21 protein-coding genes are annotated in these 22,404 nt (G+C 60.7%); 11 read left to right on the top strand and 10 right to left on the bottom strand.

Features of this window, described 5'->3' with window-relative positions; translation table 11 throughout:
- Window positions 1–127 precede the first annotated feature (127 nt).
- Genes asd through CFII68_RS00730 form a run of 3 tightly spaced genes read right to left on the bottom strand, consistent with a single transcriptional unit; the run spans window position 128 to window position 3,404 of the window.
- A complete protein-coding gene (gene asd, locus CFII68_RS00740; protein WP_018614154.1) occupies window positions 128–988 on the bottom strand; it encodes an archaetidylserine decarboxylase in 861 nt (286 codons plus the stop codon).
- 19 nt (window positions 989–1,007) lie between these two features.
- Complete coding sequence (locus CFII68_RS00735) at window positions 1,008–1,823, bottom strand: rhodanese-like domain-containing protein (protein ID WP_018614156.1); 816 nt, start codon at window positions 1,821–1,823, stop codon at window positions 1,008–1,010.
- A gap of 42 nt (window positions 1,824–1,865) precedes the next feature.
- A complete protein-coding gene (locus CFII68_RS00730; RefSeq protein ID WP_018614158.1) occupies window positions 1,866–3,404 on the bottom strand; it encodes an HDOD domain-containing protein in 1,539 nt (512 codons plus the stop codon).
- Between the two features lie 165 nt (window positions 3,405–3,569).
- Between CFII68_RS00730 and motA the strand changes: the two genes are divergently transcribed.
- Together motA and motB are read left to right on the top strand one after the other, a co-directional pair.
- Window positions 3,570–4,421, top strand: a complete 852-nt coding sequence (gene motA, locus CFII68_RS00725) for a flagellar motor stator protein MotA (protein ID WP_018614160.1) — start codon at window positions 3,570–3,572, stop codon at window positions 4,419–4,421.
- A gap of 3 nt (window positions 4,422–4,424) precedes the next feature.
- Window positions 4,425–5,471, top strand: a complete 1,047-nt coding sequence (motB, locus tag CFII68_RS00720; protein ID WP_018614161.1) for a flagellar motor protein MotB — start codon at window positions 4,425–4,427, stop codon at window positions 5,469–5,471.
- A 135-nt stretch (window positions 5,472–5,606) separates the two neighbouring features.
- On the opposite strand, the gene rsgA is transcribed toward motB, so the two are convergent.
- The gene (rsgA, locus tag CFII68_RS00715; RefSeq protein ID WP_014336294.1) at window positions 5,607–6,638 is read right to left on the bottom strand and encodes a small ribosomal subunit biogenesis GTPase RsgA; all 1,032 of its coding nucleotides are present in this window, start codon (window positions 6,636–6,638) and stop codon (window positions 5,607–5,609) included.
- Window positions 6,639–6,747: 109 nt separating this feature from the next.
- Here rsgA and orn point away from each other — a divergent pair, with 109 nt between their 5' ends.
- Window positions 6,748–7,290: an oligoribonuclease gene (gene orn, locus CFII68_RS00710; RefSeq protein ID WP_014336295.1), complete on the top strand. Its 543-nt coding sequence runs from the start codon at window positions 6,748–6,750 to the stop codon at window positions 7,288–7,290.
- A gap of 244 nt (window positions 7,291–7,534) precedes the next feature.
- On the opposite strand, the gene CFII68_RS00705 is transcribed toward orn, so the two are convergent.
- Window positions 7,535–8,137 (bottom strand): peroxiredoxin, encoded by a 603-nt coding sequence (locus CFII68_RS00705; protein ID WP_018614166.1) that lies wholly within the window; start codon window positions 8,135–8,137, stop codon window positions 7,535–7,537.
- A 313-nt stretch (window positions 8,138–8,450) separates the two neighbouring features.
- Between CFII68_RS00705 and CFII68_RS00700 the strand changes: the two genes are divergently transcribed.
- Both CFII68_RS00700 and bfr read left to right on the top strand, forming a co-directional pair.
- The gene (locus CFII68_RS00700) at window positions 8,451–8,669 is read left to right on the top strand and encodes a bacterioferritin-associated ferredoxin (protein WP_003178704.1); all 219 of its coding nucleotides are present in this window, start codon (window positions 8,451–8,453) and stop codon (window positions 8,667–8,669) included.
- A 198-nt stretch (window positions 8,670–8,867) separates the two neighbouring features.
- Window positions 8,868–9,341 (top strand): bacterioferritin, encoded by a 474-nt coding sequence (bfr, locus tag CFII68_RS00695; protein ID WP_018614169.1) that lies wholly within the window; start codon window positions 8,868–8,870, stop codon window positions 9,339–9,341.
- 227 nt (window positions 9,342–9,568) lie between these two features.
- On the opposite strand, the gene grxD is transcribed toward bfr, so the two are convergent.
- From grxD to CFII68_RS00680, 3 genes are all read right to left on the bottom strand, one after another.
- A complete protein-coding gene (gene grxD / locus CFII68_RS00690) occupies window positions 9,569–9,910 on the bottom strand; it encodes a Grx4 family monothiol glutaredoxin (RefSeq protein WP_018614171.1) in 342 nt (113 codons plus the stop codon).
- An 89-nt stretch (window positions 9,911–9,999) separates the two neighbouring features.
- Window positions 10,000–12,108: a molybdopterin oxidoreductase family protein gene (locus CFII68_RS00685; RefSeq protein ID WP_018614173.1), complete on the bottom strand. Its 2,109-nt coding sequence runs from the start codon at window positions 12,106–12,108 to the stop codon at window positions 10,000–10,002.
- A gap of 131 nt (window positions 12,109–12,239) precedes the next feature.
- Window positions 12,240–12,527 (bottom strand): hypothetical protein, encoded by a 288-nt coding sequence (locus CFII68_RS00680; protein ID WP_014339882.1) that lies wholly within the window; start codon window positions 12,525–12,527, stop codon window positions 12,240–12,242.
- Window positions 12,528–12,929: 402 nt separating this feature from the next.
- Here CFII68_RS00680 and argF point away from each other — a divergent pair, with 402 nt between their 5' ends.
- A complete protein-coding gene (gene argF, locus CFII68_RS00675; RefSeq protein ID WP_018614175.1) occupies window positions 12,930–13,850 on the top strand; it encodes an ornithine carbamoyltransferase in 921 nt (306 codons plus the stop codon).
- A complete protein-coding gene (locus CFII68_RS00670) occupies window positions 13,847–14,956 on the top strand; it encodes an ABC transporter ATP-binding protein (protein WP_018614177.1) in 1,110 nt (369 codons plus the stop codon). Before argF ends, CFII68_RS00670 begins: the two co-directional genes overlap by 4 nt.
- Window positions 14,957–15,094: 138 nt before the next feature.
- Here the strand turns inward: CFII68_RS00670 and CFII68_RS00665 are convergent, their stop codons facing one another.
- Together CFII68_RS00665 and ybaK are read right to left on the bottom strand one after the other, a co-directional pair.
- Entirely contained in the window at window positions 15,095–15,877 is a 783-nt protein-coding gene (locus tag CFII68_RS00665) for a PhzF family phenazine biosynthesis protein (RefSeq protein ID WP_018614179.1), read from the bottom strand.
- Between the two features lie 172 nt (window positions 15,878–16,049).
- Entirely contained in the window at window positions 16,050–16,520 is a 471-nt protein-coding gene (gene ybaK / locus CFII68_RS00660) for a Cys-tRNA(Pro) deacylase (RefSeq protein ID WP_018614180.1), read from the bottom strand.
- Window positions 16,521–16,842: 322 nt separating this feature from the next.
- On the opposite strand from ybaK, the gene CFII68_RS00655 reads away from it, so the two are divergent.
- The 4 genes from CFII68_RS00655 (at window position 16,843) to glpD (ending at window position 21,969) form a co-directional block, all read left to right on the top strand.
- Complete coding sequence (locus CFII68_RS00655; RefSeq protein ID WP_018614182.1) at window positions 16,843–17,694, top strand: MIP/aquaporin family protein; 852 nt, start codon at window positions 16,843–16,845, stop codon at window positions 17,692–17,694.
- A 73-nt stretch (window positions 17,695–17,767) separates the two neighbouring features.
- Window positions 17,768–19,273: a glycerol kinase GlpK gene (gene glpK / locus CFII68_RS00650; RefSeq protein WP_018614184.1), complete on the top strand. Its 1,506-nt coding sequence runs from the start codon at window positions 17,768–17,770 to the stop codon at window positions 19,271–19,273.
- 85 nt (window positions 19,274–19,358) lie between these two features.
- The gene (locus CFII68_RS00645) at window positions 19,359–20,114 is read left to right on the top strand and encodes a DeoR/GlpR family transcriptional regulator (protein ID WP_003204973.1); all 756 of its coding nucleotides are present in this window, start codon (window positions 19,359–19,361) and stop codon (window positions 20,112–20,114) included.
- A 316-nt stretch (window positions 20,115–20,430) separates the two neighbouring features.
- Entirely contained in the window at window positions 20,431–21,969 is a 1,539-nt protein-coding gene (gene glpD / locus CFII68_RS00640) for a glycerol-3-phosphate dehydrogenase (RefSeq protein ID WP_018614187.1), read from the top strand.
- The last annotated feature ends 435 nt before the right edge of the window (window positions 21,970–22,404 follow it).

The raw sequence follows: 22,404 nt of genomic DNA on the forward strand, positions 1-22,404 counted from the left end.
CGCCGCGGTTTCTTTTGGACCGCGTCATCGTTCATCGCGGGCAAGCCTTGCTCCCACAGGCCTTGCTCTCACAATCCTACTCCCGCAGGCCTGCCTCTACAGGCCTGCTTCAAGGGGCGGGTGTGAATCAGGCTTTCGGCAATGCCAGGCCCTGGCCCATCTGTACTGGCGAACCGGCAACCAGGCCTTCGGCCCATTTCACCTGGTCCGGCCCGAACAGCACGATGGCCGTCGAACCCAGCTTGAAGCGACCCAGTTCGGCGCCTTTTTCCAGATGAATCGGCGCGCGGGCGGCTTCGTCATAACGGAAGGTTTTCAGCTCGCGCTTGGGCGGTGTCACCAGCCCGGCCCAGACGGTTTCGATGGACGCCACGATCATCGCGCCCACCAGCACCACGGCCATCGGCCCGCGTTCGGTGTCAAAAATGCACGCCACGCGCTCGTTACGGGCGAACAGCTCCGGAACGTTTTCGGCGGTGGTCTGGTTGACCGAGAAAATCCGCCCGGGGATGTAGACCATCTCCCGCAGGGTACCGGCCAGTGGCATGTGCACGCGGTGATAGTCCTTGGGGGACAGGTAGATGGTGGCGAAATCGCCGCCCATGAACGGCGCCGCGTTGGCCGCATCACCGCCGAGCAATTCCAGCACGCTGAAACTGTGGCCCTTGGCCTGGAAGACCCGGCCGTGCTCGATCGGGCCCAGCTGGCTGACGGCACCGTCGGCGGGACTGAGGATAGCGCCCGGGGTTTCGTCCAGTGGGCGCGCGCCGTCTTTCAGGGCGCGGGTGAAGAAGGCGTTGAAGTGCTCGTAGGCAGTCAGGTCTTCCACCAGGGCCAGGGACATGTCCACCTGGTAGCGCTTGGCAAACCACGCGGTGAAGGCGTTCTTGAACCAGCGCACGCGGCATTCGGCAATGCAGCCGGCCAGCCGCGACAGCAGGTGGTGGGGCAGCAGGTATTGAGTGAGGATGAACAAACGGTTTTTCATTAACTGTCCTTAAGAACCTTTAAAGCTCGATGGGGGTGTCGGGGTGGTTGCCCCATTCGCCCCAGGAACCGGCATAGCCTTTGACCCGTGGATAACCGAACGCCTTGGCCACCAGGTAGGTGAAGCCGGAGCGGTGGTGAGTCTGGCAGTGGGTGATGATTTCTTTGTCAGGCGTGATGCCCAATTGTTCGAGGATTTGCGGCATGTCCTTGCGGATGCGCAGGTTGCGCGCCGGGTCCATGCCGGCAGTCCATTCGAAATTGACCGCGCCGGGAATGTGCCCGCCTCGGGCTGCGACGACTTTCTCGCCGGAGTATTCCAGCGGGCCGCGAGCGTCCCAGATCGCCAGGTCGGCAGCACCGAGACGGCTTTGCAGGTACTCACGGGTGGCGGTGGGCGCTTCGTGCAGTGTCAGGCTGACCGGGCCTGCGACGGGCGCAGGCACTTCGACGGACACCGGCAGGCCTTCGTCCAGCCACGACAGCAAACCACCGTCGAGGTAGTGGTAGTTCGAGTGGCCGATCACGTCCAGCAGCCAGATAAACCGCCCGGCCCAGCCGCCGCCTTCATCGTCATAGACCACGTAGACCGCATCCGGGTTGTGCCCGAGCTCGCCGAACAGGGTTTCCAGGTCGGCTTTGGCCGGCAGCAGGCCCGGCGCCGGCGGTTGGCCGAGCTGGGTACGCTTGGGGTCGACGAAGCGTGCGCCGGGGATATGGCCGGTGCTGTAGCGGGCGGCGCTGGTCAGGTCCACCAGAATCAGTTCGCGGGCGTCGAGGCGCGGCAGCAGTTCGCTCGGCTCGATCACCAACGGCAAGCCAGAGAAGTCAGGCATGTGAGGTCTCCAGGGGCGCAAAGGGAAAAGATTGTAGCAAGTTCAGCGGCCGCGGTTGGTAAAGGTATGCAGGGCCCTTTCGATGCATTGCACGGTTTTGCCGAAGGCTTGCACGGTCACGTCCGAGAACGGCCCGCCGCCCTGGTCCACCGCCACTAGCATGATCACCCGGCCATTGCAGGTCAGGGAGCGCAGCAGCAGGTGCTCCCCCCGGAACAGGCTGCGCAGGCCCGGTGGCAGCAGCGCCGAAAACTGCGCGTTGTTGTCCGGGTTCAGGCGAACCTGGGCCTGCTGGGCCAGCAACCGCTGCAAGATTTTGCTCTGGCTGATGGTAAAGCTCATGGCCGCGGCTTCTTTGGGCAGGCCGGCGATCTGGTGTACGCGCACGCTGGTCTGGGTGCGGTCGGCCATCAGGATCATCACCCGGCGCATGCCGCAGGCCACCAACACGTCCCGTGCCGAGGTGGTCAGGTGCATGGCATTGCTGAAGGGGCTCGGTTCCACCAGCAGTGCGGAACATTGCTTGCGCCACTGGCTCAGGTCTTCGGCGCTGGGTGGGGGAGGAGGTAGCAAGCCGGGGTGGATGCGACGGCTGCCCCAGGGCCAGAGCAACGCCACGGCCGGATGCCAGAGGTCCGGCATGGCGTCATGACGGGCGCTGGTGACGGCTTGTTGGTGCAGCTGTTGCTGGACCTCATCGATCGGCATCTGCAGATACAAACTGGTGAGGTATTGCCAGCGGGCAGTGTGGGGGCTGTCCCAGGCGTGTTGCGCTGAAAGTGCCAGGCCGTTGGCCAGCAACACGGTATTGGCCGGTTGATTGAGCCAGCGCCGCAGGGTCGGGTCATCGTCCAGGCGATTCTGCTGGCGCAGCGGGTGCTCGCTGTCCCGGGCGATGCGCAGGACCTGCACCAGCTCGCGGCGTTCATTGAGCAGCAGGCGATAACCTTGCGCAATCCAGATGGGCAAGCGCCACGTCTCCACCAGCGCCAGGCAGATTTCCAGCAGGCTGACGCCGAACAGCTCGCGCTCTACCTTGCGCGCGGGCTCGCCTTTGTGGGCGACCCGCAACTCCCACTCCCCGAGCAATCGCGGATGAGTCAGGGCCAGGGGCCAGAGTGGCGACAGGAACAACAGGCTGCCCCAGTGTATGTCTTGCCACAGTCGCGCCAGGCGGCTGGCAAAAAAACCATTGGCCTGTTGCGTGGCGTGCTGGCTGATCAATTGCAGCTGGCGCAAGGCGATGGGGATTTCGTGCCCCGGCAATGACGGCAGGCGGGCGAGCAGTTCCTCGGTGCGCTTGAGGCCGAGGCGGTTGATCGCCACTTCGAGGTTTTCCGCAGGTTCTGCAAGGCTGCCATGGGTGTGATGGTTGGCTTCGCGGATGACGCTCAGGGCCAGGGCGGGGCTGTCCTGCATCAGGTCGGCGATGTCGCGCAATGAGCGGCGGCTGTCGGCGATGGCCTTGCAGACCAGGTCATGGCTGGCCTGGGGCACCGGCAGATGCACGCCGTTGAGCAGCTTTACCCAGCCTTCGAGGGTGCTCGGTCGAGGCGTTGGAACCTTGGTTTCGTTAGTCATGGCTGGACGTGATCATCGTATGAATTCTCTACGCCCGGAACGGGGCAAATTGGCTTTTCGCCAGAACAGCCTATAGTCTGGCGCAGTTTTGCCGATAAGTAGAAGAAGAGATTTTTCAGCTTCCGAATATGACCTTGAACCCGACTAAGTAAGTACTTTCTATCTATGGCTAAAATTATCGGCATCATTGTCGTGTTCGCGAGCGTGCTCGGCGGATACGTACTCTCCCATGGCAAGATTGCTGCGCTGATCCAGCCTTTCGAGGTGTTGATCATCGGTGGTGCGGCCCTTGGCGCATTTTTGCAGGCCAACCCCGGCTACATGACGATGCATGTGCTCAAGAAGTCCTTGAGCATGTTCGGTTCGCGTTTCAGCCACACCTTCTATCTGGAGGTGCTGGGGCTGATCTACGAGATCCTCAACAAGAGCCGCCGCGAAGGCATGATGGCGATCGAAGGCGACATCGAAGACGCCGCCGCCAGCCCGATTTTCGCCAAGTACCCCTCGGTGCTGAAGGACGCCCGCATGACGGCGTTCATCTGTGATTACCTGCGCATCATGTCGTCCGGCAACATGGCGCCCCATGAACTCGAAGGCCTGTTCGACATGGAGCTGTACAGCCTCAAGGAAGACCTGGAGCACCCGTCCCACGCCGTCACCGGCATCGCCGACGCCATGCCTGGTTTCGGTATCGTCGCGGCGGTATTGGGCATTGTGGTAACCATGGCTTCCCTGGGCGATGGCGACCAGAAGTCCATCGGCCTGCACGTCGGTGCGGCACTGGTGGGTACCTTCTTCGGTATTTTGGCCGCGTACGGTTTCTTTGGCCCGTTGGCCACTTCCCTGGCCCATGACGCCAAGGAAGAACTCAATGTCTATGAGGCCATCAAGGCTTCCCTGGTGGCCTCGGCCTCGGGCATGCCGCCCTCGCTGGCGGTGGAGTTCGGTCGCAAGGTCCTGTACCCGGCGCACCGTCCAAGCTTTGCCGAGCTGGAACAAGCGGTTCGCGGTCGCTAAGTTATGGAAAATAACCAGCCGATCATCATCAAGCGCGTCAAGCGCATAGCCGCTGGGCATCACGGGGGTGCCTGGAAAATCGCCTTCGCCGACTTCGCGACGGCGATGATGGCGTTCTTCCTGGTGCTGTGGCTGCTGTCCACGGCAACCCCTGAGCAGAAGATCGCCATCGCCGGTTACTTCAAGGACCCGGTGGGTTTTACTGAAAGCGGCACGCCGTACATCATCGACCTGGGCGGCTCACCGACCCTGGCGCCGGACACGACCCTCAACCCTGAAGTCAAATCCCAGCCTCAGCCCGACAAGGTGACGACGGATACCGAGCAGGTCGAAGGCATGGCCGAGCAGATTGAGCGCGAGCGCCTGGAGTTGCTGCTGCAGGAATTGCAGAACAAGGTCGAAGAGAATCCTGAACTGCAGAAGTTCAAGGATCAGATTCTGTTCGAGATCACGCCGAACGGCTTGCGCATCCAGATCATGGACGCCGAGAATCGGCCGATGTTCGACTCTGGCAGCGCGCGCCTGAAGCCTTATTTCGAAGACATCCTGCTGGCCATGGCCGACACCATCAAGGCGGTGCCGAACAAGATCAGCATCAGCGGTCACACCGATGCCAAGCCTTACGTGGGCAAAGGCGATTTCGGTAACTGGGAGTTGTCGGCCAACCGCGCCAACGCGGCCCGTCGCGCCCTGGTGGCCGGCAGTTACCCGGATGAGCAGGTGGCACGGGTGGTCGGTTATGCGTCTTCGGCGTTGTTCGACCGCAAGGATCCGTTCAACCCGGTCAACCGGCGTATCGATATCGTGGTGTTGACCAAGAAGGCCCAGCAGGCCATCGAAGGTTCGCAGACTGACGATCCGGCGCCCGATCCGGCCCAGGGCGAGGGTGCGCCGGGGGAAGCTCCTGCTTCGCCCGTCACACCTGGCGCGGCGGTCGATCCGAACGCGTTGCCGGCGGACCAGCAACCCGTGCCGGCCCATGAGTTGCGCGAGCGCCTGAACCTGTTCGACGACGCGGCGCCGAAGCCGGCCGAACCGCCGGCGCAGTGACCTAAGAGCCGATACAGACCGTGGGAGCAAGGCTTGCCCGCGATGAAGGCGATGCGGTCTTTCAAAGACCGAGGCGCCTATTTCGCGAGCAAGCTTTGCTCCCACAGATCCTCTCGACTCACATTCCTTTTAGAATCAGTAACTGCTTTCCGGCAGGCTGGCGATGATCGAGCGGTAGCTGTTCATCCGTTGCTGATGCACGCGGCCTTCTTCCAGGGCCTTGAGCAAGGCGCAACCAGGCTCGCGGTCGTGCTTGCAGTCGCGGAAGCGGCAGGTGCCGATCAGCTCGTTGAACTCGATGAACCCTGCTTCCACATCGGCCCGGCTGACGTGGCCCAGGCCGAACTCGCGGATACCCGGCGAGTCGATCAATTCACCGCCGCCAGGGAAGTGGAACAGCCGCGCCGTGGTGGTGGTGTGAGTGCCTTGGCCGGACAGCTCGGACAACGGCCCGACGCGTGTCTCGACTTCCGGCAGCAGGCTGTTGACCAGCGACGACTTGCCGACGCCGGACTGGCCGACGAACACGCTGATGCGCCCGTCCAGTTGCTGTTGCAATTGCTCCATGCCGTTGCCGTGGTGGGCCGAGACTTCCAGCACCGGGTACCCCAAATCCCGATAGACCGACAGCAGGGCGTTCAGCGCCGGGGCGTTGTGCTCGTCGATCAGGTCGAATTTGTTGAGCAGCAACAACGGACGGATGCCGGCGTGTTCGGCGGCCACCAGGTAGCGGTCGATCAGGTTGGCGTGGGGCTCGGGCAACGGGGCGAACACGATGACGATCATGTCGACGTTGGCGGCCACGGGCTTGAGCTGGCCTCGGCTGTCCGGGCGGCACAGCTCGGTGTGGCGTGGCAATTGCGCGACGATCACGCCGATGCCCTGGTTGCCGGCACGCCAGACCACCTGGTCGCCCGTCACCAGCGCTGGCAGGTTGGCGCGCAAGTGGCAGCGGAACACCTGGCCGGCCAGTTCGCCTTCCCGGGCCTCGACCTCGACCTGCACGCCGAAGTGGGCGATCACCAGGCCGGTCTGTTCAGGGCCCAGGTCGCCACCCTCCAGGGCTTCGACAGCACTGGATTCGCGTTTGGCGGCGCGAGCTGCGCGCTCGCCCTGGATCTTTTCGATGCGCCAGTTTTGACGACGATTGAGTTGGCGTTTGGCCATGGGTGTTCCGTATGAAGAAATGCAGCGAATAGGGTAAAACGGCCGCGAGTTTAGCACGCCCAAAGGCCGGCCTAGGCTAAACTGCGTGGCTACGCCGAGGAGCTTCCCTATGCAAAACCCGCAGAACCTGATCTGGATCGACCTGGAAATGACCGGTCTGAACCCTGATACCGACGTCATCATCGAAATGGCCACCATCGTCACCGACAGCGACCTCAACACCCTGGCCGAAGGCCCGGTGATCGCGATCCATCACAGCGACGAGATCCTCGCCGGCATGGACGAGTGGAACACTCGCCAGCACGGCGGCTCGGGCCTGACCCAGCGGGTGCGCGAGAGCACGATCAGCATGGCCGAGGCCGAGGCCCAGACCCTCGCCTTCCTGGAGCAATGGGTGCCCAAGGGCAAGTCGCCGATCTGCGGCAACAGCATCTGCCAGGACCGTCGCTTCCTGTACACCCACATGAAATCCCTGGAAAGCTACTTCCACTACCGCAACCTGGATGTCTCCACCCTCAAGGAACTGGCCGCGCGCTGGGCGCCAGAAGTGCGCGACAGCTTTCAGAAAGGCGGCAGCCACCTGGCCCTGGACGACATCCGCGAGTCCATTGCCGAGTTGCAGCATTACCGTAAGCACTTCATCAAGTTCTGATTGAAGCGCACGGCGCTCTTGTGGCGAGGGGAGCTCTGGGAACAAGACTTGTGGGAGCAAAGCTTGCTCGCGACACAGGCGACTCGGTTTCTGAAGGACCGCATCGCCATCATCGCGGGCAAGCCTTGCTCCCACAGATAACTTCCTCGCCACAGGGTTCTGCGTTTCTGCCGATCATTCGGTTTGAAACACCCATAAAAAAACCGGCCCATGATGGGCCGGTTTTTTTTATGCCTCGGTGCGCTTACAGCTGGCCGCCGTGCTCGGTCAGGTAAGCGGCCACGCCTTCAGGCGATGCGTCCATGCCCTTGTCGCCTTTTTTCCAGTTGGCCGGGCAGACTTCGCCGTGCTCTTCGTGGAATTGCAGCGCGTCGACCAGGCGGATCAGTTCTTCCATGTTACGGCCCAGTGGCAGGTCGTTGATGATCTGCGAACGGACAACGCCTTTGTCGTCGATCAGGAACGCGCCACGGAAGGCCACGCCGCCTTCGGACTCAACGTCATAGGCCTTGGCGATTTCGTGCTTCATGTCGGCAGCCATGGTGTATTTCACCTGACCGATACCGCCATTGTTGATCGGGGTGTTGCGCCAGGCGTTGTGGGTGAAGTGCGAGTCGATCGAAACAGCGACCACTTCAACGTTGCGCGCCTTGAAGTCATCCATGCGGTGATCCAGTGCGATCAGCTCGGACGGGCAGACGAAGGTGAAGTCCAGTGGATAGAAGAACACCAGGCCGTATTTGCCTTTGATGGCCGAGGACAGGGTGAAGCTGTCGACGATTTCGCCGTTGCCGAGGACGGCTGGAACGGTGAAGTCTGGGGCTTGTTTGCCTACGAGTACGCTCATTGGATATCTCCTGATGTAATAGCGTGAAAACAAGGTCCGGGCCAGCCTGCCACCCTCAGGCGACAGCCCTGTGACACGAACCCGCTTGCAAGGGCCGATCATCATACACCGCGCATTTGGACTGTCTTCAACGGTTTTTCGGTGGCATCGAAAAATCGCCGTCCGGTTTCATGCCGCATCAGTCGTCCTGGATAAACCGTTCGTCAGCCCGGCAACGCTCTGGCGCAAGACCTTGAGAAACCACTTTGACAATCATTCTCGTTAACATTAAGATCCGTCCCAATTGAGTCACAACCAGCGACGGTTCTCACTTATGTATGTATGCCTCTGCACTGGCGTCACCGACGGGCAAATCCGCGAAGCGATCTACGAAGGTTGCTGCAGCTATCGCGAAGTCCGCCAGGCCACCGGCGTAGCCAGCCAATGCGGCAAATGTGCCTGCCTGGCCAAGGAAGTGGTTCGTGAAACCCTCGCCAAAGTGCAAACGGCACAGGCCTCGATCCCCTACCCGGTAGAATTTACCGCGGCGTAATAGACAGTTTTCAAGGAACCGGACTCAATGTCCGGTTTTTTTATGCCTGCAAATCAAATGCTTAGCGTCCAGACGCGGAACACAAACATTCTTATTCCGATTAATTTTCATTTATTATTCAATAACTTAGGTTTGACACTCGTAAATGCGCGGCTCAAACTCGGCCTTATACACAGCTATTACAGGGCAGGCCTCATCATGAAAGGCGACATTACAGTCATCCAGCATCTCAACAAGATCCTTGCCAATGAGCTGGTCGCGATCAATCAATACTTCCTGCATGCGCGCATGTACGAGGATTGGGGCCTGAACAAGCTGGGCAAGCACGAGTACCACGAATCCATCGACGAGATGAAGCACGCGGACAAGCTGATCAAGCGCATCCTGTTCCTCGAAGGCCTGCCGAACGTCCAGGACCTGGGCAAGCTGCACATCGGCGAACACACCCGCGAGATGCTTGAGTGCGACCTGAAAATCGAGCGCGAAGGCCACAAGGACCTGAAAGTCGCCATCGCCCATTGCGAAAGCGTTGGTGACTTCGGCAGCCGTGAACTGCTGGAAGACATTCTCGAGTCCGAAGAAGAGCACATCGATTGGCTGGAAACCCAATTGGGCCTGATCGACAAAGTCGGTCTTGAGAACTACCTGCAATCGCAGATGGGTGAAGAGTAAGCTTCCCCGAAAGCAAGCCACTAAAAAGCCCCGCCCTCTTTCGAGAGGCGGGGCTTTTTATTGCCTGGACTCCAGACTCACTTAAATCCCCTGTGGGAGCGGGCTTGCTCGCGAAAGCGTTGTATCAGAAACATCAATAGCGACTGACCCACCGCTTTCGCGAGCAAGCCCGCTCCCACAGTGTCCGCATTCAGTCACAACCGGCGTGGTGAATACGGATGTGTAGATCAGGCTTCGGTCTTGTTCGCCGCTGCTGCTTCCACAGCTGCCTTGATCGTGGCCTGCAGAGAGCCGTCGGCGGCCATCTCGGTCATGATGTCGCTACCGCCGATCAGTTCACCACCCACCCACAGCTGTGGGAAAGTTGGCCAGTTGGCGTACTTGGGCAGGTTGGCGCGGATTTCCGGGTTCTGCAGGATGTCCACGTAGGCAAACTTCTCGCCACACGCCATCACCGCCTGAGCAGCCTTGGCCGAGAAACCGCACTGTGGCGCGTTCGGCGAGCCTTTCATGTAAAGCAGGATGGTGTTGTTGGCAATCTGGTCTTTAATCGTTTCGATGATATCCATGGAGCACCTCGGCTTAAAACTTTTGCGACTTAAGTTGTCGACACGGTGACGCATTGTAACGGAAAGCCGAACCTGCTCCAGAGACAATTTTACGCAGCCGCCACCTTCACCGGTACGCCGTTAAGCGCCGCGTTGCCGGACAACTCATCGAGCTGACAATCATCGGTCAGGTCGTTGGCGCTGGAGCCCGGCTGTCCGCTGGCAATGGTCATCTGCACGCCCGGCCGGGCATGGCCCCAGCCATGGGGCAGGCTGACCACGCCTTTCATCATGTCCAGGCTGCCCAGCACCTCGACTTCGATGACGCCCACCCGCGAACTGACGGTCACGCGTTGCCCGTCGACAAGGCCGCGACTGGCGAGGTCATCCGGGTGCATCAGCAACTGATGACGCGGCTTGCCCTTCACCAGTCGATGGAAGTTATGCATCCAGGAGTTGTTACTGCGCACATGGCGACGGCCAATCATCAGCAACTCGTCCGGTTTTGGCGCCTGCAACGCGGCAAAGCGCACAAGGTCGGCAAGAATCACCGCTGGCGCAGCCTGCACCCGTTGGTTTTCGGTTTTCAGACGCGCAGCCAGGTTGGGCTTGAGTGCGCCGAGGTCGATGCCATGGGGATGGTCGAACAGGGTCGCCAGGGACAACTTGTGCGGCGAGGCGTCGCCATACGCCCCGCTGCGCAGGCCAAAATCGATCATTTTCGCGGGGGGCATGGTCGGCTTGAGCTCCTTGCCGGTCCGGGCAGCGAAGGCCTTGGCCAGGCCGACAAAGATTTCCCAATCGTGCAGCGCGCCCTCGGGCTTGGGCAGGATCGCCCGGTTGAAACGGGTCACGTTGCGCACCGCGAACAGGTTGAACGTGGTGTCGTAATGATCGTTTTCCAGGGCCGAGGTCGAGGGCAGGATCAGGTCGGCATAACGCGTGGTTTCGTTGATGTACAAGTCGACGCTGACCATGAACTCCAGCCCGTCCAGGGCCTGCTCCAGTTGCCGCCCGTTGGGTGTGGACAGCACCGGGTTGCCGGCCACGGTGACCAGCGCACGAATCTGGCCTTCGCCCTCGGTGAGCATTTCCTCGGCCAGGGCCGACACCGGCAACTCCCCTGAGTACTCGGGACGCCCGGACACCCGGCTCTGCCAACGATTGAAATGCCCGCCCGAGGTGGTAGCGACCAGGTCCACCGCCGGTTCGGTGCACAGCGCCCCGCCCACCCGATCAAGATTGCCGGTGACCAGGTTGATCACCTGGATCAGCCAATGGCACAGCGTACCAAACGCCTGGGTCGACACCCCCATCCGCCCGTAGCACACCGCTGACGGCGCGCCGGCGAAGTCCCGGGCCAATTGCCGGATCTGCGCTGCTGGCACCGCACAGAGCGGGCTCATGGCTTCAGCCGTGAACGTGGCAACGGCCTCACGCACCTCGTCCAGGCCGTCCACCGGCAGGTGACTGTCACGGGTCAAGCCTTCGCTGAACAATGTATTGAGCAAACCAAACAGCAGCGCAGCATCGCCGCCGGGTCGTACAAAGACATGCTGGTTGGCAATGGCTGCCGTTTCGCTGCGGCGCGGATCGACCACCACCACCTTGCCGCCACGGGCCTGGATCGCCTTGAGGCGCTTTTCCACGTCCGGCACGGTCATGATGCTGCCGTTGGAAGCCAGCGGGTTGCCGCCCAGGATCAACATGAAGTCGGTATGGTCGATGTCCGGAATCGGCAGCAGCAGGCCGTGACCGTACATCAGGTAGCTGGTCAGGTGATGGGGCAGTTGGTCCACCGAGGTCGCCGAGAAACGGCTGCGGGTTTTCAACAGGCCCAGGAAATAGTTGCTATGGGTCATCAGCCCATAGTTATGCACGCTGGGGTTGCCCTGGTAGACCGCCACCGCGTTCTGGCCGTGGCGCGCCTGGATATCCGCCAGGCGCTCGGCCACTAACGCAAAGGCGTCGTCCCAGGCAATGGGTTGCCATTCATTACCAACGCGCTGCATGGGCTGGCGCAAGCGATCCGGATCGTTCTGGATATCTTGCAAAGCCACCGCCTTGGGGCAGATGTGACCGCGACTGAAGGTGTCCAGCGTATCGCCCTTGATCGAGGTGATCGCCAGGCCCTGGCCGTCGGTTTCGGTGGTTTCGAGGGTCAAGCCGCAGATGGCTTCACACAGATGGCACGCACGGTGGTGGAGAGTCTTGGTCATGGCCAGTCTCTGTTTTATTCGTGGCGGGCGTTTTCGGCCGCGGGAACAAAACTATGGCGCGTGATTCCCGGCAGCGCCAGCGACGTTCGTCCTGTGAATTGCCGGGCATCAGGCCCACCGATGACCGGGCGTCAAGGCTGGTCGGGAGGCGGCGCCAGCAGCTGGATTTCTTCGACGGTTTCCACCTGTTCCTGAGCGATGGGCACCCCCGTCAGCTCGCCGATCAGCCGCCAATGCTCATCGAGCCCGTTACTGATGGTGGCCATGCGATCGATCATCCGGCGACCCGCGGCTTTGGTCACCTCGTCATCGCTGCGCAGCAATTCGAATGACATGGAAGTCACCGAAGCCGTCAGGTGCGTCAGCGAGCGTGCAGTCAGCCCCAGCAATTCCATCAATTGTTGCTCTTTCGAATCCATTTCGGGCTCCTGTGCCGCTGTGGCTCATTTATAACCCAGGCCTTTGCATTAGGAAATGTTTCACAACCACCAGCAGACAGGCGAAAGGCTGGGGGCCACGGTGCAAACCGCCCCTCATCCATGGCGCGCCCGCCACGCTTGATTGCCAAGCCCAGCAACGCCAGTGTACAAATGGGTCGCTGCTGTCAGGAAACCGGCCACAAATATGCCATCGCTTTCGCGTGATGGCCTCGCTGAAATCCCCAAAAACCGTAGCCCTATTGGTAAGACGCGACATTTAATTATAAGATCGCGCCTTCCCCTATTTCGTCGCCCCGTGCGGCTTTTGCCGCAGGTCTCGCCCGTTTTTTCATTAAACAAGGCTTTGAGCATCTGCGGTCAGTTACAAAAAGGTAGTCAATCATGAGCGCAAGGCACTTTCTCTCCCTGATGGATTTAACGCCCGATGAGTTGCTCGGCGTGATCCGTCGAGGCGTGGAGCTCAAAGACCTGCGTAACCGCGGCGTACTGTTCGAGCCCTTGAAAAACCGCGTGCTGGGAATGATCTTCGAGAAGTCATCGACCCGCACCCGTATCTCTTTCGAAGCCGGCATGATCCAACTGGGCGGCCAGGCGATCTTCCTGTCGCCCCGTGACACCCAACTGGGCCGCGGCGAACCGATCAGCGACTGCGCCATCGTCATGTCGAGCATGCTCGACGCGATGATGATCCGTACCTTTGCCCACAGCACCCTGACCGAGTTCGCGGCCCATTCCCGCGTACCGGTGATCAACGGCCTGTCCGACGACCTGCACCCCTGCCAGTTGCTGGCCGACATGCAGACCTTCCTCGAGCATCGCGGCTCGATCCAGGGCAAGACCGTGGCCTGGATCGGCGACGGCAACAACATGTGCAACAGCTATATAGAAGCGGCGCTGCAATTCGACTTCCAGCTGCGCATTGCCTGCCCTGAAGGTTTTGACCCCAATGCCGAACTGCTCGCCAAGGCCGGGGACCGGGTGACCATCGTGCGTGATCCGAAACAGGCCGTGGCCGGCGCGCACCTGGTGAGTACCGACGTCTGGACCTCCATGGGCCAGGAAGAAGAAACCGCCAAGCGCCTCGAGTTGTTCGCGCCGCTGCAGGTCAACCGGGCCTTGCTCGACCTGGCGGATGCCGAGGTGCTGTTCATGCACTGCCTGCCGGCCCACCGCGGCGAGGAGATCAGCTTCGATTTGCTCGACGACCCGCGTTCGGTGGCCTGGGACCAGGCAGAGAATCGTCTCCATGCGCAAAAGGCGCTGCTCGAGTTCCTTGTCGAGCCGGCGTATCGCCACGCATGAGCCACTCGCTGCTGCTGAACTTGCAAAACCTGGCCTGCGGCTACCAAAACCAGCGGGTCGTGCAGAACCTCAACCTGCACCTCAATGCCGGCGATATCGGTTGCCTGCTCGGTTCGTCCGGGTGCGGCAAGACCACCACGTTGCGCGCCATTGCCGGCTTCGAACCGGTGCACGAGGGTGAAATCCAACTGGCCGGGGAAACCATTTCCCGCGCCGGTTTCACCCTCGCCCCGGAAAAACGCCGTATCGGCATGGTGTTCCAGGACTATGCCCTGTTCCCCCATCTGAGCGTGGCCGAGAACATCGCCTTTGGCATTCGCAAGCATCCGGACAAGGATCGCGTCGTCGAAGAGTTGTTGGAACTGGTCAACCTCAAGCACCTGGGCAAGCGCTTTCCCCATGAGTTGTCCGGCGGCCAGCAACAGCGTGTGGCCCTGGCCCGCGCGCTGGCACCGGAACCACAACTGCTGTTGCTCGATGAGCCGTTCTCCAACCTCGATGGCGAGTTGCGACGCAAGCTCAGCCATGAAGTGCGGGATATTCTCAAGGCCCGCGGCACCAGCGCGATCCTGGTCACTCACGATCAGGAAGAAGCCTTCGCCGTCAGTGACCATGTCGGGGTATTCAAGGAAGGTCGACTGGAACAGTGGGACACGCCCTACAACCTGTATCACGAACCGCTGACGCCATTCGTCGCCAGCTTCATTGGCCAGGGCTACTTCATTCGCGGCCGGCTCGACAGCCCGGAATCGGTGCAGACCGAGTTGGGCACCCTGCGCGGTAACCGTGCCTACACCTGGCCCATCGGCGGCGCGGTGGACGTGTTGCTGCGCCCGGACGATATCGTCTACGCACCGGACAGTCCGCTCACCGCCAGCATTGTCGGCAAGACCTTCCAGGGCGCTTCAACCTTGTATCGCCTGCAATTGCCCACAGGCGCGCAATTGGAATCGATCTTCCCCAGCCATGCCGACCATCAGCTTGGGGACCGTGTCGGCATCCGCGTGGCGGCTGAACACCTGGTGCTGTTCCAGGCCTCGGGCAGCACCGCGGCGCACATCCCTCCGATGGACAGCGGTGTGCGGCGCCATAGCAGCGCCAGCTAAGACCTGAAGAATGAAAACCTCTGTGGGAGCGAGCTTGCTCGCGATGGCGTAGGCACATTCAGCATCGATGCAAGCTGAACCACCGCTATCGCGAGCAAGCTCGCTCCCACAGTTGATCTCATTGGCTTGAGTGCAGAGTCAACCCAGCATCAACGTCCCACTGGCCACCAACGTCGCATTCCCACCGATCTTCACCCGCTCCCCCTCCAGCCGGCAAAACAGCGCCCCGCCCCGGGCCGAGCATTGGTAAGCCGTCAGGCCGTGCTTGCCCAAGCGTTTGGACCAATAGGGAACCAGGCTGCAGTGAGTCGAGCCGGTCACCGGGTCTTCGTTGATGCCGATCGCCGGGGCAAAATAGCGCGAGACAAAATCATGCTTGCTCCCCGGCGCGGTGACGATAGCGCCGGGCCAGGGCAGTTTTGCCAGGGCCGCCATGTCCGGCTTGCAATCGAGCACCGCTTGCTCCGACTCCAGCACTACGAACAGTTCGTTGGAACTCAGCACATCCACCGCTTCGACGCCCAAGGCATTCTGGACGGCCAAGGACGCGCCCAACTCGGCAGGCACGACGGCCGGAAAATCCAGCCACAGCCGATCACCCTCGCGCGTAACGCTCAATGAGCCGGACTTGCAGATGAAATCCAGTCGTTCGACGGTTTCGTGGTAGACCTCGAACAGTACATAAGCGCCGGCCAACGTAGCGTGCCCGCACAGCGGGACTTCGGTGGCGGGGGTGAACCAGCGGATATGCCAATGCTGGCCTTCACGCACCAGAAACGCGGTTTCAGCCAGGTTATGTTCGGCGGCGATCTTCTGCATCAAGTCGTCGGCAAGCCAGCCGTCGAGCCGATAGACCATCGCCGGGTTACCGCCGAACGGCCGGTCACTGAACGCATCGACCTGATGAAACGCAAGCTGCATGGCACTTCTCCTTTTTATGATGCACCAGCATGCGGTGCAGCGGCACGGGTTATCCAGTGACAGATCAGCAGAATTTTCACCCTACAGCGAAGGATAAAAACACCGACCAGGCCTTACGCCCCTGTGGCGAGGGAGCTTGCTCCCGCTTGGCTGCGCAGCAGCCACCCGGCTATCAAGCCCGCCCAATATCGGCAAACGCCGCCCCGGTATGCTCCTTCAAAACCGAAGGCGCCAACTCGACTTCCAAGCCACGGCGCCCCGCACTGACAAACATACTGGCGAGCGGCTGTGCGGAATTGTCGATGAAAGTGCGCAAACGCTTCTTCTGTCCCAGCGGGCTGATCCCGCCAAGTAAATAACCGGTCGAACGCTGCGCGGCCGCCGGGTCGGCCATCTCGACCTTTTTCACCCCGGCGGCATGGGCCAGGCCTTTCAAGTCCAGGCTTCCGGCCACGGGCACCACCGCCACCAACAGTTCACCCTTTTCGCTGGCCGCCAACAACGTCTTGAACACCTGCGCCGGATCCAGCCCGAGCTTTTCCGCCGCTTCCAGGCCGTAGGACGCGGCCTTGGGATCGTGTTCATAACTGTGGATGCGATGTTCGGCGCGCACTTTCTTAAGCAGATCCAACGCGGGTGTCATGACTGCTCCTGACAAGGAAATGAAGAAAAGAGTGGCCGGATTCTAAGCCATCGTCAGCGAAAAGGCTTGGGAGGGCGTCGCGTGTTCCGGTGATCCACCGCCAATGGAAGAGTCATTCACGCCACGAATAGTTGAAATGTGACCGACGGTTCACTTTCGACCTTTGACACCAGCGTTTCTTGTCTATATTTTTTCGAAACTGAAAGTCATATCGCAGGTCTCAAGCAACAACACGAGATCAGGATGAGGATCCTGCCTCGGTGGAGATCGCGCCATCGAGCTTTATCGAAGGCGCAGCAAAACAACAAAAACCGAGGTTTGAATGACAACTGCTTTACAACAGCCGTCCCTGTCCAGCCAATGCCTGGCTGAATTCCTGGGCACTGCCCTGCTGATTTTTTTCGGCACCGGGTGTGTCGCGGCGCTCAAGGTTGCGGGTGCCAGCTTCGGCTTGTGGGAAATCAGCATCATCTGGGGCGTTGGCGTCAGCATGGCGATCTATCTGAGCGCAGGCATTTCCGGCGCCCATCTCAACCCCGCCGTCAGCATTGCCCTGTGCATTTTCACTGACTTCGAAAAGCGCAAACTGCCTCTCTACATGCTTTCCCAGTTGGCCGGTGCTTTCTGCGGTGCCCTCCTGGTCTACACGCTGTACAGCAACCTATTCTTCGATTTCGAACAGTCCCGGCACATGATTCGCGGCACCGAAGCAAGCCTCGAACTGGCCTCGGTGTTTTCCACCTACCCGCACGCAGCGCTGTCCACCGGCCAGGCCTTCCTCGTGGAGGTGATCATCACGGCCATCCTGATGGGCGTGATCATGTCCCTGACCGATGACAACAATGGCTTGCCTCGCGGCCCATTGGCGCCACTGCTGATCGGCCTGCTGATTGCCGTGATTGGCAGCTCCATGGGGCCCCTGACAGGCTTTGCGATGAACCCGGCGCGGGACTTCGGTCCTAAACTGATGACTTTCTTCGCTGGCTGGGGTGAAATTTCCCTCACGGGTGGACGCGACATCCCGTACTTCCTGGTTCCGATTTTTGCACCTATCGTGGGTGCCTGCCTCGGTGCTGCGGCCTATCGCGGGCTGATTGCCCGCCACCTGCCCAGCGCCATAACGGCTACAAAGGATGCAAAAACGGCCATTGACGGCAAGCCCAGAACATCCTGAAACAGTCGGTGCAGGCTCTTGCCCATCGAACCTGCGCCGTGGCTTCTTCCTTTTACGTCCCAAGGCAATCGACATGACCGATATCCAGAACAAGAACTACATCATTGCCCTCGACCAGGGTACGACCAGCTCGCGGGCGATCATCTTCGATCGCGACGCCAACGTGGTCTGCACCGCCCAGCGCGAATTCGCCCAGCATTACCCACAGGCCGGCTGGGTCGAACACGACCCGATGGAAATCTTCGCCACCCAGAGCGCGGTCATGGTCGAAGCCCTCGCCCAGGCTGGCCTGCACCATGACCAGGTGGCCGCCATCGGCATCACCAACCAACGTGAAACCACCGTGGTCTGGGACAAGACCACCGGCCGGCCGATCTACAACGCCATCGTCTGGCAATGCCGCCGCAGTACCGAAATCTGCCAGCAGCTCAAGCGCGATGGCCACGAGCAATACATCAGCCAGACCACCGGCCTGGTTACCGACCCGTACTTTTCCGGCACCAAGCTCAAGTGGATCCTGGACAACGTCGAAGGCAGCCGCGAGCGTGCGCGCAACGGTGAACTGCTGTTCGGCACCGTCGACAGCTGGCTGATCTGGAAATTCACCGGCGGCAAGGTCCACGTCACCGACTACACCAACGCCTCGCGCACCATGCTCTTCAATATTCACTCGCTGGAGTGGGACGCGAAGATGCTCGACATCCTCGACATCCCCCGCGAAATGCTCCCGCAAGTGAAGTCCTCCTCGGAAATCTATGGCCGCACCAAGAGCGGCATCGCCATCGGCGGCATCGCCGGCGACCAGCAGGCGGCCCTGTTCGGCCAGATGTGCGTGGAGCCGGGCCAGGCGAAAAACACCTACGGCACCGGCTGCTTCCTGCTGATGAACACCGGTAAAAAGGCCGTCAAATCCAATCACGGCATGCTCACCACCATCGCCTGCGGCCCGCGCGGCGAAGTCGCCTACGCCTTGGAAGGTGCGGTCTTCAATGGCGGTTCCACGGTCCAGTGGCTGCGCGATGAACTGAAGATCATCAACGACGCGCTGGATACCGAATACTTTGCCAACAAGGTCAAGGACAGCAATGGCGTGTACCTGGTGCCCGCCTTCACCGGCCTGGGCGCACCCTACTGGGACCCCTATGCCCGCGGCGCGCTGTTTGGCCTGACCCGCGGCGTACGCGTCGATCACATCATTCGCGCAGCGTTGGAGTCGATTGCCTACCAGACCCGCGACGTACTCGACGCCATGCAGCAGGATTCGGGTGAACGCCTCAAGGCCCTGCGCGTCGACGGTGGCGCGGTGGCGAACAACTTCCTGATGCAGTTCCAGGCCGACATCCTGGGTACTCAGGTCGAGCGCCCGAAAATGCGTGAAACCACAGCCTTGGGCGCGGCGTACCTGGCCGGCCTGGCGTGCGGCTTCTGGGGCAGCCTGGAGGAACTGCGCGGCAAAGCGGTGATCGAGCGTGTATTCGAACCACAACTGGACGAGCAGGCGAAGGAAAAACTCTACGCCGGCTGGCAGAAGGCGGTCAGCCGCACCCGTGACTGGGAACCCCATGAAGACGCTGAATAAGGCCTGATAAGGTTCTGAAACTGGTCGGGAGTGGATTCCTGCGGCATCATGGGCAAATTTTGTACGGCAGCCCAAAGGAAGCCCCATGAATCTGCCTCCCCGCCAGCAGCAAATCCTCGAACTGGTCCGCGAACGCGGCTATGTCAGCATCGAGGAAATGGCGCAGCTATTCGTCGTCACCCCGCAAACCATTCGCCGCGATATCAACCAACTGGCGGAAGTGAACCTGCTGCGTCGCTACCACGGCGGCGCCGCCTACGACTCAAGCGTGGAAAACACCGCCTACGCCATGCGCGCCGATCAGATGCGCGACGAGAAGCAACGCATCGCCGAAGCCATCGCCGCCCAGATCCCCGATCATGCCTCGCTGTTCATCAACATCGGCACCACCACCGAATCCATTGCCCGAGCGCTGCTCAATCACAACCATCTGAAGGTCATCACCAATAACCTGCACGTGGCTTCGATCCTCAGCGCCAAGGACGACTTCGAAGTCCTGATCGCCGGCGGCAACGTACGGCGAGACGGCGGCGTGGTGGGTCAGGCCAGCGTCGACTTCATCAACCAGTTCAAGGTCGACTTCGCCTTGGTGGGCATCAGCGGGATCGATGAAGACGGCAGCCTGCTGGACTTCGACTACCAGGAAGTGCGGGTCTCCCAAGCCATCATCGCCAACGCCCGGCAAGTGCTGCTGGCGGCGGACTCCAGCAAATTCGGGCGCAACGCCATGGTCCGCCTGGGGCCTATCAGCTTGATCGACTGCCTGGTGACCGACCAGCAACCCGTGCCGGCCCTGGCGCAATTGCTGAGCCAGCACAAGATTCGGCTGGAGGTGGTTTAACGCCTTCTCCAATACCCTGTGGCAAGACTAATGCTGTGGGAGCAAGGCTTGCCCGCGATGAAGACGACACGGTTTCTACAAAGAACGAGGCGCCTGTTTCGCGAGCAAGCTTTGCTCCCACAAATCCCCTCGCCGCAACTGCCTCTCTGTCGGCTTCAATCTCTCTTCGTGTTCGAAAATTTTCCTTTTAGCTTCCTTTGATCAGTATTTTCAATCGAAGCCCGCTGGCTGTTGCGTTGTTTATGGGCTAGTATTTTCGCAAATGAACATTTATGTTCGAATTCAAATATTGCGAAAAAGAGCCCGAGGCCAGCCGATGCCCACTTCTACCTTGCCTACGCCCCCTCTCGCCGAGGTTTACGACGTCGCCGTCATTGGTGGCGGTATCAACGGCGTGGGGATTGCCGCGGACGCTGCCGGTCGCGGTCTTTCGGTGTTCCTTTGCGAAAAGGACGACCTGGCCAGCCACACATCGTCGGCCAGCAGCAAGCTGATCCACGGTGGCCTGCGCTACCTCGAACATTATGAGTTTCGCCTGGTGCGCGAAGCGCTGGCCGAGCGCGAAGTGCTGCTGACCAAGGCCCCGCACATCGTCAAGCAAATGCGCTTCGTGCTGCCTCACCGCCCGCATCTGCGCCCGGCCTGGATGATCCGCGCCGGCCTGTTCCTCTACGATCACCTGGGCAAGCGTGAACAGCTCGCCGGCTCCAAAAGCCTGAAGTTCGGTGCCGACAGCGCATTGAAAAGCGAGATCACCAAAGGTTTCGAATATTCCGACTGCTGGGTCGACGATGCGCGGCTGGTGGTACTCAACGCCATGGCCGCCCGGGAAAAAGGCGCGCATATCCACACCCGCACGCGTTGCGTGAACGCCCGTCGCAGCAAAGGCCTGTGGCACTTGCACCTGGAACGTACCGACGGCAGCCTGTTCTCGATCCGTGCCAAGGCATTGGTCAACGCCGCCGGCCCGTGGGTCGCCAAGTTCATTCGCGATGACCTGAAGCTGGAATCGCCCTATGGCATCCGCCTGATCCAGGGCAGTCACCTGATCGTACCGAAACTCTACGAAGGCGAGCATGCACACATTCTTCAAAACGAAGACCAGCGCATCGTGTTCACCATTCCGTACCTGAGCCAGTTCACCCTGATCGGTACCACTGACCGCGAATACACCGGTGACCCGGCCAAAGTGGCGATCACCGAGGGCGAAACCGATTACCTGTTGAAGGTGGTCAATGCCCACTTCAAGAAGCAGATCAGCCGCGACGATATCCTGCACAGCTATTCCGGCGTGCGTCCGCTGTGCAATGACGAATCCGACAACCCGTCGGCCGTGACCCGCGACTACACCCTGGCGCTGTCGGGCGGCAGTGAAGAAGCCCCCTTGCTGTCGGTGTTCGGCGGCAAGCTGACCACCTATCGCAAACTGGCCGAATCGGCGATGGCGCAACTGGCCCCGTATTTCATGCAAATGCGTGCGAGCTGGACCGCCGTAGAGGCCCTCCCCGGCGGTGAAAACATGACCACCCCGCAGGCGCTTTGCTCGGCGATCCGCGACAAGTTCGACTGGCTGCCAACCGACATTGCCCGCCGCTGGGCCACCACTTACGGCAGCCGTACCTGGCGCATGCTCGAAGGCGTGCACAACCTGAGCGACCTGGGCGAGCACATCGGCGCCGGCCTCTATACCCGTGAAGTCGATTATCTGTGCAGCGACGAGTGGGCCGTCGATGCCCAGGACATCCTGTGGCGCCGCAGCAAGCTGGGCTTGTTCACCACCCCGGTCGAGCAGGAGAAACTGCAGCAGTACCTGGACAAGGTCGAGCACAACCGCCGCAAGATCGAAGCGGCCTGAACGATCGCCCGCAAACCCAAAGCCCCTGAATCCAGCGATTCAGGGGCTTTTTGCTGTCTGAAATCCGCCACAGATCCTGTGGGAGCGGGCTTGCTCGCGAAGAGGCCGGCACATTCAACATCAATGTGGCTGACACACCGCTTTCGCGAGCAAGCCCGCTCCCACAAGGATTAATGAAGCTCCAGGGCATTCGGTTTTCCGAACAAGACCCGCCAGTCAGTTCGGCTAACCGGATAAAACAGCCCGCATAAAACCTGAAACAAAACATTAATTACCATCTAAAACAATAAGTTAACCAGATAACCCTGGCCTGGCACGACTCATGCTCTACACTCCTGGAGACGAATGCCTGTAAGCCAACACAACAGGAGCTGCCAGGCACTTCGAAGTACTCAGGGCCGACAAACCGGTCGAAATAAAAAAAACAATGTCGAG

The sequence above is a fragment of the Pseudomonas sp. CFII68 genome, from assembly GCF_000416195.1.
Taxonomy (GTDB): Bacteria; Pseudomonadota; Gammaproteobacteria; order Pseudomonadales; family Pseudomonadaceae; genus Aquipseudomonas; species Aquipseudomonas kilonensis.

Coding starts and splice junctions, on each gene's coding strand:
- asd (WP_018614154.1), bottom strand. CDS start 988: ATGAAAAACCGTTTGTTCATCCTCACTCAATACCTGCTGCCCCACCAC.
- CFII68_RS00735 (WP_018614156.1), bottom strand. CDS start 1,823: ATGCCTGACTTCTCTGGCTTGCCGTTGGTGATCGAGCCGAGCGAACTG.
- CFII68_RS00730 (WP_018614158.1), bottom strand. CDS start 3,404: ATGACTAACGAAACCAAGGTTCCAACGCCTCGACCGAGCACCCTCGAA.
- motA (WP_018614160.1), top strand. CDS start 3,570: ATGGCTAAAATTATCGGCATCATTGTCGTGTTCGCGAGCGTGCTCGGC.
- motB (WP_018614161.1), top strand. CDS start 4,425: ATGGAAAATAACCAGCCGATCATCATCAAGCGCGTCAAGCGCATAGCC.
- rsgA (WP_014336294.1), bottom strand. CDS start 6,638: ATGGCCAAACGCCAACTCAATCGTCGTCAAAACTGGCGCATCGAAAAG.
- orn (WP_014336295.1), top strand. CDS start 6,748: ATGCAAAACCCGCAGAACCTGATCTGGATCGACCTGGAAATGACCGGT.
- CFII68_RS00705 (WP_018614166.1), bottom strand. CDS start 8,137: ATGAGCGTACTCGTAGGCAAACAAGCCCCAGACTTCACCGTTCCAGCC.
- CFII68_RS00700 (WP_003178704.1), top strand. CDS start 8,451: ATGTATGTATGCCTCTGCACTGGCGTCACCGACGGGCAAATCCGCGAA.
- bfr (WP_018614169.1), top strand. CDS start 8,868: ATGAAAGGCGACATTACAGTCATCCAGCATCTCAACAAGATCCTTGCC.
- grxD (WP_018614171.1), bottom strand. CDS start 9,910: ATGGATATCATCGAAACGATTAAAGACCAGATTGCCAACAACACCATC.
- CFII68_RS00685 (WP_018614173.1), bottom strand. CDS start 12,108: ATGACCAAGACTCTCCACCACCGTGCGTGCCATCTGTGTGAAGCCATC.
- CFII68_RS00680 (WP_014339882.1), bottom strand. CDS start 12,527: ATGGATTCGAAAGAGCAACAATTGATGGAATTGCTGGGGCTGACTGCA.
- argF (WP_018614175.1), top strand. CDS start 12,930: ATGAGCGCAAGGCACTTTCTCTCCCTGATGGATTTAACGCCCGATGAG.
- CFII68_RS00670 (WP_018614177.1), top strand. CDS start 13,847: ATGAGCCACTCGCTGCTGCTGAACTTGCAAAACCTGGCCTGCGGCTAC.
- CFII68_RS00665 (WP_018614179.1), bottom strand. CDS start 15,877: ATGCAGCTTGCGTTTCATCAGGTCGATGCGTTCAGTGACCGGCCGTTC.
- ybaK (WP_018614180.1), bottom strand. CDS start 16,520: ATGACACCCGCGTTGGATCTGCTTAAGAAAGTGCGCGCCGAACATCGC.
- CFII68_RS00655 (WP_018614182.1), top strand. CDS start 16,843: ATGACAACTGCTTTACAACAGCCGTCCCTGTCCAGCCAATGCCTGGCT.
- glpK (WP_018614184.1), top strand. CDS start 17,768: ATGACCGATATCCAGAACAAGAACTACATCATTGCCCTCGACCAGGGT.
- CFII68_RS00645 (WP_003204973.1), top strand. CDS start 19,359: ATGAATCTGCCTCCCCGCCAGCAGCAAATCCTCGAACTGGTCCGCGAA.
- glpD (WP_018614187.1), top strand. CDS start 20,431: ATGCCCACTTCTACCTTGCCTACGCCCCCTCTCGCCGAGGTTTACGAC.